Here is a 12,600-nt window from a genome sequence, read left to right on the forward strand (position 1 = left end):
TTGCGCCGTTTTGAAATTTTTGTATACAAGTTGGCGATGATCAGAACGGCGATGTATAAAAGAAAACGTCTTTCGACGGATTCTCTAAGTGGACAGACCGCTTTTAGCGGAACCTTTTCCCCAATGCTTGGCCTTCGGGGACGCCTTATCCCTTGACGGCGCCGATCGTCAGGCCGGAAATGAAATACCGCTGGAAGAACGGGTAAGCAAAGGCTACAGGGAGCACGATAATGATCGCCACCGCCATCCGCGCGGATTCTTTCGGCATCGTTGCCGCAAGCATCGCGTAGCTGACGCCCATGCTGGCGGCATTTTTCGCAAGAGCATCCACGTTGCTCATCAAGTTATTCAGCAGCGCCTGCAAGGAATACAGATCCTGGTTGTTGATGTACAGCATCGATTGGAACCAGTCATTCCAGTAAGCAAAGCACAGGAACAGTCCGATGGTTGCGATAACCGGCAAGGAAATCGGCAAAACGATCGAGAAGAAAATACGCAGCTGGCCCGCGCCGTCGATTTCCGCGGATTCGATCAGGCCGTCCGGTATCGTGCTCTTAAAGAACGTTTTGCAAATAATGACGTTGAAGGACGAAACCGCCAGCGGTAAAATCAGCGCCCAAACCGTATCCTTAAGTCCAAGCAAATTGGCGTTGATGTAATAGCTGGAAACCAAACCTCCATTAAAGATCATCGGAATAAATACGATCCAGGTCAGCAGCCCCTTGAGCTTGTAATTCGGCCGGGAGATGACGTAACCCATAGAAGCGGTCAGCAGCACGCCCAGTACCGTGCCCACAATCGTGACCAATGCCGATATGCCGAGCGCACGCAGAATCATCGTCCCTTGCTGTGCTATATAACTGTAAGCATCGCCGGAAAGCGCGGTTGGAATGATGTGATATCCCGTCTGTCGGATGGAGTCCTCGCTGGATAAGGATATGGAAAGCACGACCAGCATCGGCACCACGCACACTAACGCGAGCAAAATAAATATGAGATTGAACACGATGTTGACGCCTTTGCTCGGGCGGTTGAATTTATCCAACCCGCTTTCATAAACCGTTCTTGCTGCCATAAACGCACCCCCTACATCATCGCGCTATCCGGATCTATTCTGCGAACGATCCAGTTTGCCGTTAGAATCGTGATACAACCCAGCACGGATTGCACGAATGCGGCCGCGGAAGCCATGCCGACGGTTGCCGTTTTGAGTTGCTTATAAACCAATACATCAATGGTGGTGGTCACGTTAAACAAGGAGTTCGAATCCCGCGGTACTTGGAAGAACAATCCGAAATCCGTGTAGAAGATGCGGCCCACGGCCAAGATAAACATCATGACGATAACCAGTTTCATCAACGGCAGGGTAATGAATCGTGTCTGCTGCCAGATGGAAGCGCCATCAATAACGGCCGCCTCATAGTAGGTTTTATCAATGCCGGTGATTGTCGCCAAGTAAACGACCATACCGTAACCTACGCTTTTCCAAACATGCATGAAGATCAAAAGGTAAGGCCAGTATTTCGACTCCATATACCAGTTGATCGGCTCGCCGCCCATATTCACCAGCATTTGATTGACAATCCCTTTGTCAAAGCTCAAAAATGCCCAGCCTACTGCCGAAACGACGACCCAGGACAGAAAATAGGGCAAAAACATCATGGTCTGATACACTTTGCCCGCTCTCCGATTGTGCAGCATGCCGACCATCAGGGCTAAAGCAACGGGGATGACAATGCCGAGGACGATAAAAATGATATTGTATCCCAGCGTATTTCGAATAATGATCCAGGCATCGTTCGATTTGAACAAAAATTCGAAGTTCTTCAACCCCGCCCATGGACTGTTAATGACGTTGCTTAGAAATCCGCCGCTTATTCTAAAGTTCTTAAAGGCGATAATGATGCCGAACATGGGTAAGAAGCAGAAAAGAATGTACCATATGGTCGTCGGCAGCGCCAAAAGCGTCAGCTCGGCATCTTGCTTGCGCCATCGCGTTCGTAAGCGCTTACCTTTCGTCTTAGTGCTCATGTCTGTCACCTCTTCCGTCATCCTATATTGCTTGTTGTAAGTCAATTTTAAAGGAAATAGAGCGCTTTCATCCAGATAACAAACATGATAAAGTAGTCAACAAACGTTAGGTTTTGCAAGGAAATTGTCAAGGAAATCGCAAGATGAGGATGGCCGGTTCATTTTGAACAAAAAAAGGTCACCCCGTGGATGACCGCTTTGTCTTTAAAAATCCGTCAATTGGATATGAATCAAATACCTCATCATGCCGGATACTTCGTATCGGCCACATTATCCTTCATTCCTGCATGTTTCCCCGTCCATGAATGGTAATCGCTCCTTGCATCGCCTCATTACATTTCGATCGGGCGCTCACCACTACCCATATCTCACCATGTTTCGCCTCATTAATATAACAAAAAAGGCACCATCTACAAGGTGACTTTATCCATTAAAAGCCAACCGTCGCAGCAATGCCCTGACTTCCTTTGATTTATAGATCTTTTGCCTTTTTATACCCTAACTGATTGATCTCACGTTCTTTAAGCCAATTTAAGGCCGCTCTACGACCACTCATCTCCTTGCTTAATATGCCCTCTTCGCTTGAATGTCATTTTAAATTGAATTCCCTTATAGGTTCAAAAGGTGAAGCGGCTTGTTTAAAAACTTTGATTTCTTCCATTGCCACATTACCTAGCATTTGAATGTTTTTCAAGCATTTGAGCAATCGATTCGAGTTCGTAGTTCCCTTGTGCGATATCAACGATAAACTCTACCGCCTCATGACGTTCCATTTTCAAATGGAAGCCGTTTAACAATAAAAATGATTTTGTCACAAGATAAGCTGTCCGTTTATTTCCATTGTGAAAACAATGATTTTTGACCAAAGATTCCAATAATGCAGCTGCTTTGTCAAATAAGGTTGGGTATGCATCTTCCCCAAACAGGCTTTGTTGCGGTCTATGTACCGCAGATTCAAGCAGACCATGGTCTTTGACGCCTGCTTGATCTGCATCGTTCATTCTTGTCATTATAAAATAATGCGCGGCAATAACTTCTTCCTTGGTTATAAAGATGACGGCCATATTATCGATCCTTTAGATCATCGAGTATCCCTCGATCTTCATTGAATACGTCAAAAAACGCCTCCAACACTTCCGGGCGGACATGATCAGGAAGTTTTGCTTGCTGAACTTTTTTAAGGATCACTTCGCCACGGTCGTTTTCGATGAATTCAACCTCGTCTCCTTGCGAAACACCTAACCGTTCAGCCAGTTGTTTAGGTAGGCTTACACCTAGACTGTTACCCATTCGGCCAATTTTTCGGGAATAACGGGTCCCCTCGGGTTTATTATTTGCCAACTTGATCACACCATCCATGTTTATTTTCCTCCTATAGTATGATCGAAACATAATATGTTATACCTTATAACTGTAATAACGTTATAACATACTTACATTTTAACAATATTAATACGGAAAATAAAGCTAAAAAACGACCTGATCACGGTTAGGGTTACTAAGGAGCGAACCGTGGCTATACAAAATCACCATTGCCACCGCTTATGTTACCTAGACTTCACGATAGACTCACTGTGACTTACCTTCAACTTGAAGGCTTGGTCCATAGGTTCCTTTAGATGTGAATCTGCCCATGCCCTGTAATGTGGAATCAGAGAACTGAAGTATAAGCTGACTCTCCTGTTCAATACAATTATATGGGTCAATATCCGGTTTGCCGCATGCTTGGATTTGCCGCCAAGCTGCTTCCACACATCACCCGGATAACCGATCTTATTCAGTATTGTATAAGTCTCTTTTCACGCTACCCCTTCTCTTCCCCACTCTCATTATACGCGATATGCATAACTGTACTGATACAGTTCTGAAAATTCGTTATTGTTGGCATTTGCATTTCGTTTTACCATTTCATGTATCAGTTCCACGTTCGCGATCATGAATCTATGATGAACACTCAAAGTTAAGGGGGCGCTTAATCGATGAATCCATCTCCACCCGGATTGAAATTTGCTTATTTATGCGCGGTGATCAATGCTATCATTATAGGATTTTCATTTTTATTCACTAAAATTGCGCTCGAATTCGGCACACCCCTGGATCTCCTCACATTCCGGTTCGCCGCATCCTTCGCCGTCATGTCCATTCCCGTCCTGCTGGGCCGGGTCCGTTTGAACTACCGCGGGAAGAAGTTTTACAAGCTGCTGCTTTTGGCCACCCTGTATCCGCTGTCGTTTTTTACGCTCCAATCCTACGGCCTGCAGCATGCCACATCCAGCGAAGGGGGGATTCTGTTTGCTTTCACGCCGATTTTAACGGTGCTGCTGGCGTTCCTGTTTTTGAAAGAAACGACCACGCTCTTGCAAAAGCTATCCATCTGTCTGTCGGTCGGCGGAGTCCTGTTTATCTTTATAATGAAGGGCAGCCGCATCGATTGGTCCAACATGACGGGGATTGTTCTCTTGTTCCTTTCATGCCTGGTCATGGCAGGGTACAGCGTACTCGCGAAGCGGCTGCTTAAATCGTTCAGTCCTGCAGAGATAACGTATGTGATGCTGGGTATCGCCTTTCTTTTCTTTTCAGCCGTGTCGCTCACCGGGCATACAGCCGCGGGAACGCTCGATCAACTGTTCTCTCCGCTTGCCAGCGGCACGTTTATCATGGCCGTCCTCTATCTTGGCATCTTGTCCACGCTGGTTACGGCGCTTAGTTCAAACTACGCCCTGTCCAAAATCGAAGCATCCAAAGTGAGCGTATTCTCCAATCTATCGACGATTGTGTCTATCGCAGCCGGAGCGTTTTTGCTTGGAGAGGATGTCAGCTTGTACCATATTGTCGGTTCTGCGCTTATCATTGCCGGTGTCATAGGTACCAATCTGCTCGGAAAGAAAGGCGTGAAACAAGTTCCCAATCAGGCGAAAGCCGGATAAGGCTGGAACAAAAAAAGGACCGGACAGCCTATACTCCCATAAAAAACGGCCCGGCAGACGATACTGCCGGGCCTAAGCCGGTTACGCTGTTTCTATTAATTTTGGCGCACTTGGTTGTTAATAAATCTTCTTCAACAGCTCAATCACTTCATCGATGGTGAGGCCAAAAGATTTGTAATACGAAGCGTCGTTAACCATTTGCTTCAGGATCATTTCGTTGCGTAATCGCAGCTTCTCATCGGGTGAAAAGTCGGCGACAAAACACCCTTTGCCCGTTACCGTATTGATCAAACCGCATCGTTCGAGTTCTTCCCAAGCTTTCTTGACGGTGATGATGCTCACGCGCAGCTCCTGGGCTGCTTGCCGGATCGGCGGCAAAATATAGCCGCTTTCCAGTTCCCCTTTTAGAATTTGGGCGCTGATTTGTTCGAACAGCTGCTGATAGATCGGTTTTTCGGATGTGTTCGAAATAGCGATATTCATTGGATCTCCACTTTCAGAAATCTTTTTACCGCCATTCGATAGGCAATCATCGTGAGTGCAATAAAGATAACGATTCCTGCGATCAGGATGGATGTTTGAAGCGCCATATTGTGGGCGCCGCTGCCATTAAAAACGTCGGATACGAAAGAACTCTGGATTCCGATCCATTGCGCGATTCCGGCAAAAAGCATTGCTCCCGCAACTCCGGCAAACGTCGCTCCGCCATATTTATACGCCGTCTTGTAATACATGGGGATAAAGATCACGTTGAAAATCGCCAGCATGACAAAACACAGTCCCCAAAAACCCAAATACGGTCCGAAGAAATAGTAAGTCGGGTCCGGATATAAGCGGAGATGAATCGCGCCAAAGATCATGGCCGCTACCATATGCAATAATTCCAGGATGACAATAACGAGCACCCTTGCTTTCACCATGTCATTTTTGGTCACGGGCATCATCGTGGTAAACATCAAATCGTTCTGAGATCTGAATTGGCCGAACATATTAGGTACCGTGATCCAGCAAAAATATAAAATGACAATAAAATATAACCAACCGGGAACGAGCATTAAGGCCCCTAAAACAACCGGCATGATAAAAAATAAAGGGTTTATTCCCAGTTTTAAATCCTTCATCACCAAATTATACATACATATCCTCCTTTTTCGCGAAATAAACCATGATTTCCTCGAGATTCGGTCTGGTCGCTTTCACCTCTAAAGAGGGGTCGAAGTCTTCGGAGTGGATCAATCCCGTAAAGCCGAAGGAATTGGTTTTGTAAGATATCATCCGATCTTTCACCTGATTTAGCTGGCTTGCCGATCCATTGAGCAAACGATAGGATTCAATAAAGTCCTCTTTCTCCGCACTGTTGATGATTTGCCCGTTATGGATATAGGTAATGTAATCCGCGCACTTTTCCAAGTCGGACGTAATATGAGTCGAGAAAAGAATGCTGATTTCGCCATCCGCGACGAGCGTTTGAAAAATATCGAGCAAATCCTCTCTGGCAACCGGATCAAGCCCGCTTGTCGGTTCATCGAGAATGAGAAGCTTCGCGCCATGGGATAAGGCAAGCGCCAAGCTGTACTTTACTCTCATACCCGTCGATAATTCAACGATTTTTTTGTTTTCCTCCAATTTGAATCTTCTCAAATAGTTGTGATACGTTTCGTCATCCCAATTCGTATAGAACTTCTTAACCACATCGGTCAGCGTTTTTATTTTGCTCCGCGTGTAAAAATCAATGCCGCCGAATGTATATCCGATCTCCTGTTTCAATTCGGTTTCGTGTTCGGCAACGTTTTTGCCCAAAATGTGTACCTCGCCGCGATCCAAATGAATCATATTCAAAATCGATTTGATTGTGGTTGTTTTCCCTGCGCCATTGGCACCGATAAACCCCATAATATACCCCTGCTCCAGCTGAAACGATACATCCTTTAACTGAAAATTCGGATAAGTTTTATTTAAATGCCTAACGTCTAATGCCAGCATAAAGTTCCTCCTCATCAAATTGTGTATATCGTGTATGCACAATATAACATCAGAGGGATGATGAAGTCAATGGATGGATAAGTGAAATTGGAAAAGTTTTTTCTTAAGGACTATAGGGCGGAAGGGCGGTAATACATTCGGTATCTTTAATCCAATCCATGATTTCAGTTAGCTATGATGGTTTCCTTATATACAAAAAAGGACCTAGCGCTCGGCTAGATCTTTTATACCTTCATGTCCTTCCTCTCTGTTTTTAATGAAGGTCACAACCTTAGCTCAATTCTTTCAGCAAGATGAGTTTCTTTCCCTTAGAGACTCCCTATAACGGGATTCCCTAAGATCTATTTTATTTTATGAATAACCAAACTATTCTATTAATTTACAAATTAAGGTTGGAAATACTATTCATTGATAATATAATTGGAATATAATACTAAAGGAGGAATAATATATGAGGAAAAAACTGTCCTTTGTGCTAGCTTCCGTTTTGGTTGCATCTCTTTCATTTTACTCTTTTGCTAGCGCATCCGAAAAAGAAGTACTGCCAGCAAGTGGAGGAAATAATCCTGATGGCTATGTATACCTTAATGGAGCTCCGATTAAAGAAAATACTGTTATTTATGCAAATGAAGAAAACCAAGAAGAACTTGTGGAGAAGTATGGCCTTGAAAAACCATCTCCAGACGCAAAACTGGTTTCAATCCAAATTGTAAACAATGAAGATGATTCAATAGAATTACCAAAGGAAGAGAGCAAATCTATTAATCCGCAGGCAATCTTTGGATATAGGATTGTAAAAGGGCCAACTCAAAGTATTGATGGATGGACCGAAATTGCACGTGCGAAATATTTTTGTAACAAGCCTTCTACTCAGCAGTGTAAAGGAATTGAGATTACAGTATCAGCAAATGAAAGCGTCTCAGTAGAGGTGCAAACATCTCTCAGCATTGGCGTTCAGGAGGTTGTTGCTGCCGAGTTTGGTTACTCACTTGGTCAATCAATAGGTGTATCTACATCTGTTATGGTACCTATGGATATACAAGGTGGAAAAACTGGAATAGCTGTTGGGTATCCAATATACAACTCCACGTTTTGCGAGGTTTACGAAAAAGGCATACTTAATGACAAGTACTTAGGCGGAGCGACTTTCCTGAAGCCAAAACCATCTTCCATTGCTGTTACCTCATGGACAACATAAATGAATTTTATTATAACGCTGCACTCCTAGCGTGAGAAAAAATAAACACCTTCAAGAGAATGCAACCATATCGTAAGATATGGAGACAACCTTGAAGGTGTTTTTATGTTGGCAACAGGAGCTAGCTACCCGGCGTTTGCCGCCACCGGATCCGCAAAACCAAAACCTTCCATTCCCAAGGCGCTTTAAAATAAATAGGCTCTTTTCTAAAGTGAAAACAAATCTACCGTACGTTGCGGGTTTTGCTCGGTTTCGAACTGTCGTTTCCTATTAGTGAAGCAAATATTCATTTTATTCGCTAAACTTTATAGTTTCTTCCACCCGTTTTCCTTCGCGTGATATCCATTCTATTTCCGCGTATAGTTTATCTTTATTTATAAAGGTAATTTTTTCGCCTTCGTTATTCATTGGCACTTTTAATTCCGCTTTACCTGTATCTTGCTTATTGAAATTTCTTCCCGAACTTACGATTTTCATTTCTTGTAGAACACTTTCTTTATCATCAATTACTGCAACCATCTTAAACGAAATATAATCAGTTATTTTTTCATCCAATTTATAATGTAATTCACCATCTCCAGCAAAAAGCGTATCCCCTTCAATTTTCAATTTATATCCTTGCAGTTGCCAATGCTCGCTTTCACCATTTAATGTTGAAAGTTGGGTTAATTTATCGGAAGATGTTTTTTCAGAAGTACAACCTGTAATAAATAACAATAACAACGACATGATAACTAATAATTTTGACCCTTTCAAACAAAACGCTCCCTTTCAGATTTCTCGGTTCTTTCATCGGTTTCATTGAGTTTAATTTTATTTGCGATATATTTTCACGGAGTTCCACCCGATCAACAAACTCGCGAGTAATGACAATCTCTTGCTCGTTGGGATTATGCGCGTCATTCTGTTAAAAACGAATTAAAGTCGGTTGCCAAAGGCACCCACTACTGCAAGTATGCTAGAGGTTAAGTCTCCTCGTGACCGCTCAAAGGCTTGTAATTGCACCTACCCCTATATTTTCAAATTTTGTTTTTTATTACCAAATACCCAATCCCTTCCTGTTTATTATATACCTAATAAAAGGAAAATAACTACCAAAGATGTCTTCTGAAACAACGAAACCATATCATAACGTTTCCTTGAATATAGAAAAAAGGCTGCCCTCCGATTGATTCGGAAAGCAGCCTTTCTTAAAGACAACATATTATGTTAAAAAATCGTAGGCACCATCCCTCCGTCCATGCGGATCGGAGAACCTTTAAATGCGGATGCATAGGGGCTGCAGACGAAGGCAACCAGTCTTCCTATTTCAAAAGGCTTGATAAATCGCTGTATTTCGGATTGGGGCAGGTTTGCAGCCATAAATTTTTTCTCTTTTTCCGGAAAGGCCATATCATCAGGAAACATACTTTCAATGATTTGATATACGTTTTCGGAAAGCGTTGGTCCCGGCATGATCGTATTGGATGTGACTTCCGTTCCTGCCGTTAGTTTAGACAAGCTTTTTGACAGCGATAATAACATGGATTTGGTCATACAATACTGGGGCATTTGCCCTGATGGCATAACGGCTTCTTCACTTGCAATAAAGATGATTCGCCCGTCATTGTTATTCAACATTTTAGGCAAATAAAATTTAGATAATCCATTCGCGGCAAGGACATTCGTTCGGAAGTATTTTTCCCATATTTCATCGTCAACGTCCTCATATTGCATGATTTCATAAATCCCCATATTGTTAACCAGAATATCGACGTGGGGATATTTCTCGAGCAACGCTTCTCTTTGCTGCAAATCCACAATATCGGCTGCAGCATTCTGGGGAGAAGTATCCGGAAACTCCGACTTCAATTCATTTACGGTTCGTTCTACCTCTTCATGCTTCCGTCCGTTAACGAGGACATTGACGCCTTCTCTGGCAAGTTCAATGGCAATGGCTTTCCCTATACCTTTCGTCGATCCGGTTACCAAAGCCGTTTTGTTCTTTAATCCCATATCCATAACTTAGATGTCTCCTTTGTTGTCATTCACAGCAAGCTGATTAGAAATTATTCTTGGAACATCCTTCTGCTCCGGATAGGGATTATGTTACTTTGTCTGGACCGTTCGGTAACTAGCGTGCAACGCCAAATTTCTTGTTTGACCCGCCAAATATAATGAAACCCGGAAAATGCTAGCCCTGTAAGACGAATTAGGCCGGGATTCTATGACGTTGGGTTTGCCCTTAAATATTCGGAACGCCAATTTGAAGGAGTATCGCCCTCCCAAAGGCGAAACGCGCGATAAAACGAGTTTTCATCTTCATATCCAGTTAAAAAAGCAACTTCTTTTATATTGAACTTGGGGTCTGCCAAGTATTTTCGTGCCTGTTCATGCCGGGCCTGTGTCAGCAACTGCTTGAAAGTTGTACCTTCGCCAGTAAGACGGCGCTGCAAGGTACGATCGCTCATGCAAAGCTCGTTCGCCACAGCCCGAATGTCAAGACCCCCTTCGATTAAGCTGCGCTTCAAGATCCGTTTGACGATCTCAGAGATTGAACGGTTGCGCTCTTCCTCCAATGATCGGTCCAATACAGGAGTCAAGATCTCCAGCAACTCTTTATTATGCGATATAAAAGGGCGATCCAGGTCTCTTCGATACAGCGTCAATCGGTTAGCCGTTGTACCCGTCCGGATAGGACACCCGAAGTAATCTTCGAGGGCCTTTACATCCCCCATCGAGTGAGAAAATTCTACGGACCGTGCAGTTAAAGGCAAACCTGTGCCCCGTCGCCCAAGCTCCAGAAGAAAGGCCAGTGTAGCTCCAACCAGCACGGGCGGTACGGGTTGCTGTTGCTCTCTGTGCGTCCATTCCAATTCGATCGTACAGGCCTCGCCCTCTTCGGTTATACGCAAGCTTTCCGGAGGGCACAGTTGTTTGTACAGGGCCATTCGGTTCAGGGCGTCGCGATAATCATGCGCATGATAGGTCGCCAAGACAGGCGGCGGGTACTGTGCCGTTTCAAAGACGGTTGCAAGCTTGATGATTCCAATGGCAGTGTCCTCAACAAGATCAGCGTAGGCTTGCCAGATCCTGAAATATTGGGCGGAGGTCACTGCAGCCGATTCTGTAATATTCGTCAGCGGCAGCCGCGCTTTGCTCGCTATGTCGTGCGGCGCAATTCCCAATTGTTGTAATCCCGCCCAAAATCCCGGCGGCAATTTTATACGGTCAGATTTCATAACCTACAACTCCTTTATGATGCTAACCTAAAAAAATAAAAGGTCAGCCAAGATAAATTCCTGACTGCCCTTTTATTCTGTTTTATGCTTTTTAAATGGAGGGGAGTCCAACCCCTGTCCGAGAATAACGCCACATAGGCTTCTTACCTTCTGCTCTTCACGAATCGTTTGTTATTCTTTACATAGTAAATAGATGCACCTGACTCTTTCGCTTTCTCACGTGCATATGGATTTGCTTTTTTCAAAATTGGAGTTGTTCTCGATTTGCAAACATCCTGAGTCCCCCTCCAGTTTTTAAAATTATCCCCATTATAACATAAAATGAAAAACCACCAACCAGGGCAATCTGGTTGATGGTCCTTACGTGCTTTAATGAAGGCGAAGGGAGTCCAGCCCTTTCCGAAGACAACGCCACATAGATTTCTACGGGTTAGATCGTGACCATTGTGGTGTCATCGGTCCTCGCTTTTTTTAGCGCTTCGTCTGATTAGGACTTGTATTTTCTAAAATAGGCAGCATTTTCTCGCTCTTCTCCATGAAGGCATGGCATTGGACACAGATCGGTTGAACCAAAAAAACAAAGTTATCCCTCATCCATCCGTTGCACTTTTCATTGGTGCATGACCATATCGTTGTCATTTCCTCTGGAAGATCCATCATCGGTCTTTTCCGTGAATGGTACAAGCAGCATCCCTCTTCTCTTCTGGAATCATGAGCGAAAAAAAGCCCCAACACTATGTGCGGGGCCTTCTAACTACAGCTTTACAGTTTAACAACATTCTCAGCCTGTGGGCCTCGATTGCCTTGTACGACATTAAATTCGACTCTTTGACCTTCGTCCAAAGATTTGAAGCCGTCGCCAACGATTGCACTGAAGTGCACAAATACGTCGTCTCCGCCTTCAACCTCGATAAAACCAAAGCCTTTGTCTGCATTAAACCACTTTACTGTTCCTTTTGTCATGGTCAATTACCTCCATATTTTTATTTTTACATGATCTTCGAATTTAAAAAAAATCACATATTGTACAAGGCTACATAATCAAAATCTAACCCTCTACAATATGTGATCTCAGGTTCAAATTCTAATAAACTAACTATAACACAACTGGAGTTGATTTACAAGTTTGTTTTGCTTTTGTTTCCATTTAATTGCACCTTATCTTATCCTGCAGTACGACACCGCATAAACTCTCCTGTGTGATACTTAAAGGCGAACAGTGGCTTGGTCAATCCACAAT

At 43.8% G+C, this 12,600-nt stretch carries 14 protein-coding genes; 2 read left to right on the forward strand and 12 right to left on the reverse strand.

The genetic code is table 11. The features are described 5' to 3' along the window. Positions 1 to 145 precede the first annotated feature (145 nt). From GQY55_RS07305 to GQY55_RS07320, 4 genes are all read right to left on the reverse strand, one after another. Complete coding sequence (locus tag GQY55_RS07305; RefSeq protein WP_160039646.1) at positions 146 to 1,075, reverse strand: carbohydrate ABC transporter permease; 930 nt, start codon at positions 1,073 to 1,075, stop codon at positions 146 to 148. Between the two features lie 11 nt (positions 1,076 to 1,086). Next, positions 1,087 to 2,031, reverse strand: a complete 945-nt coding sequence (locus GQY55_RS07310; RefSeq protein WP_160039648.1) for an ABC transporter permease — start codon at positions 2,029 to 2,031, stop codon at positions 1,087 to 1,089. A 668-nt stretch (positions 2,032 to 2,699) separates the two neighbouring features. Beyond that, positions 2,700 to 3,095: a type II toxin-antitoxin system death-on-curing family toxin gene (locus tag GQY55_RS07315; protein WP_160039650.1), complete on the reverse strand. Its 396-nt coding sequence runs from the start codon at positions 3,093 to 3,095 to the stop codon at positions 2,700 to 2,702. Between the two features lies 1 nt (position 3,096). Continuing rightward, positions 3,097 to 3,390, reverse strand: a complete 294-nt coding sequence (locus GQY55_RS07320) for an AbrB/MazE/SpoVT family DNA-binding domain-containing protein (RefSeq protein WP_160039652.1) — start codon at positions 3,388 to 3,390, stop codon at positions 3,097 to 3,099. 620 nt (positions 3,391 to 4,010) lie between these two features. Here GQY55_RS07320 and GQY55_RS07325 point away from each other — a divergent pair. Next, positions 4,011 to 4,958, forward strand: a complete 948-nt coding sequence (locus GQY55_RS07325) for a DMT family transporter (RefSeq protein ID WP_160039654.1) — start codon at positions 4,011 to 4,013, stop codon at positions 4,956 to 4,958. A 117-nt stretch (positions 4,959 to 5,075) separates the two neighbouring features. On the opposite strand, the gene GQY55_RS07330 is transcribed toward GQY55_RS07325, so the two are convergent. Genes GQY55_RS07330 through GQY55_RS07340 form a run of 3 tightly spaced genes read right to left on the reverse strand, consistent with a single transcriptional unit; the run spans position 5,076 to position 6,941 of the window. Beyond that, positions 5,076 to 5,441, reverse strand: a complete 366-nt coding sequence (locus GQY55_RS07330) for a GntR family transcriptional regulator (protein WP_160039656.1) — start codon at positions 5,439 to 5,441, stop codon at positions 5,076 to 5,078. Next, positions 5,438 to 6,094, reverse strand: a complete 657-nt coding sequence (locus GQY55_RS07335; protein ID WP_160039658.1) for an ABC-2 transporter permease — start codon at positions 6,092 to 6,094, stop codon at positions 5,438 to 5,440. The genes GQY55_RS07330 and GQY55_RS07335 overlap by 4 nt, the downstream gene beginning before the upstream one ends. Further along, a complete protein-coding gene (locus GQY55_RS07340; RefSeq protein WP_160039660.1) occupies positions 6,087 to 6,941 on the reverse strand; it encodes an ABC transporter ATP-binding protein in 855 nt (284 codons plus the stop codon). Before GQY55_RS07340 ends, GQY55_RS07335 begins: the two co-directional genes overlap by 8 nt. 451 nt (positions 6,942 to 7,392) lie before the next feature. Between GQY55_RS07340 and GQY55_RS07345 the strand changes: the two genes are divergently transcribed. Continuing rightward, positions 7,393 to 8,139: a hypothetical protein gene (locus tag GQY55_RS07345; protein ID WP_160039662.1), complete on the forward strand. Its 747-nt coding sequence runs from the start codon at positions 7,393 to 7,395 to the stop codon at positions 8,137 to 8,139. Between the two features lie 291 nt (positions 8,140 to 8,430). Here GQY55_RS07345 and GQY55_RS07350 read toward each other — a convergent pair whose 3' ends face one another. From GQY55_RS07350 to GQY55_RS07370, 5 genes are all read right to left on the reverse strand, one after another. Then, complete coding sequence (locus GQY55_RS07350; RefSeq protein WP_236575468.1) at positions 8,431 to 8,856, reverse strand: hypothetical protein; 426 nt, start codon at positions 8,854 to 8,856, stop codon at positions 8,431 to 8,433. A 492-nt stretch (positions 8,857 to 9,348) separates the two neighbouring features. Further along, positions 9,349 to 10,140 carry an SDR family NAD(P)-dependent oxidoreductase gene (locus GQY55_RS07355; RefSeq protein ID WP_160039666.1) on the reverse strand — a complete coding sequence of 264 codons (792 nt, stop codon included), beginning with the start codon at positions 10,138 to 10,140 and terminating at the stop codon, positions 9,349 to 9,351. A gap of 203 nt (positions 10,141 to 10,343) precedes the next feature. Further along, entirely contained in the window at positions 10,344 to 11,360 is a 1,017-nt protein-coding gene (locus GQY55_RS07360) for an AraC family transcriptional regulator (RefSeq protein WP_160039668.1), read from the reverse strand. A 471-nt stretch (positions 11,361 to 11,831) separates the two neighbouring features. Then, positions 11,832 to 12,095 carry a cold-shock protein gene (locus GQY55_RS07365; protein ID WP_373309251.1) on the reverse strand — a complete coding sequence of 88 codons (264 nt, stop codon included), beginning with the start codon at positions 12,093 to 12,095 and terminating at the stop codon, positions 11,832 to 11,834. A 27-nt stretch (positions 12,096 to 12,122) separates the two neighbouring features. Next, positions 12,123 to 12,323, reverse strand: a complete 201-nt coding sequence (locus GQY55_RS07370) for a cold-shock protein (RefSeq protein WP_160039672.1) — start codon at positions 12,321 to 12,323, stop codon at positions 12,123 to 12,125. Between the last annotated feature and the right edge of the window lie 277 nt (positions 12,324 to 12,600).

The organism is Paenibacillus sp. USDA918EY (assembly GCF_009870825.1).
GTDB lineage: Bacteria > Bacillota > Bacilli > Paenibacillales > Paenibacillaceae > Paenibacillus_AQ > Paenibacillus_AQ albilobatus.